General features: G+C 81.7%; 1 protein-coding gene. It reads left to right on the plus strand.

The genetic code is table 11. The features are described from left to right. Nucleotides 1–2: 2 nt before the first annotated feature. On the plus strand, nt 3–649 hold a 647-nt coding region (locus KUM32_RS10695; RefSeq protein WP_302185130.1), incomplete at its 3' end, for a glycosyltransferase family 9 protein.

The raw sequence follows: 649 nt of genomic DNA on the forward strand, positions 1-649 counted from the left end.
CCCTGGGCCTGGGCGACCTGTTGACCGCGCTGCCCGCGCTGCGGGCGGTGCGCCGGGGGCTGCCGGGCCGGCGACTCGTGCTCGCCGCGCCCGCCCGGCTGGCCGACGCCGCCCGCGCCACCGGCGTCGTCGACGACCTGTTGCCCACCACCGCGCCCGGCCGGGCCGTGCCCCGCCGCCTCGACTGGAGCGGGCCGCCCCCCGAGGTCGCGATCGACCTGCACGGCAACGGCCCGCCCAGCCACCTGCTGCTCGACCGGCTGCGCCCGGGCCGACTGTGGGCGTACGCGCACCCGGACACCCCGCACCTGCCGGGGCCGGTGTGGCGCGCGGACGAGCACGAGCGGGAGCGTTGGTGTCGGCTGCTGAGCTGGTACGGGCTGCCGGCCGACCCGGCGGACCTGCGGCTGCGCGCCCCCGCCTGCCCGTCCCCGGCCGCCGGCGCCATCGTGCTGCACCCCGGCGCGGACGCCGCGGCCAGGTGTTGGCCGCCGGAGCGGTTCGCGGCGGTCGCCGCGGCGCTGCGCGCGCGGGGGCACCGCCTGGTGATCACCGCCGGGGCCGGAGAGGGCCCGCTGGCCGCCGAGGTCGCCGAGCGCGCCGGGCTGCCGCCCCACGCGGTGTTCGGCGGCGCCGCCGACGTACCCTT

This window comes from Streptomyces sp. AC627_RSS907, from assembly GCF_019049165.1.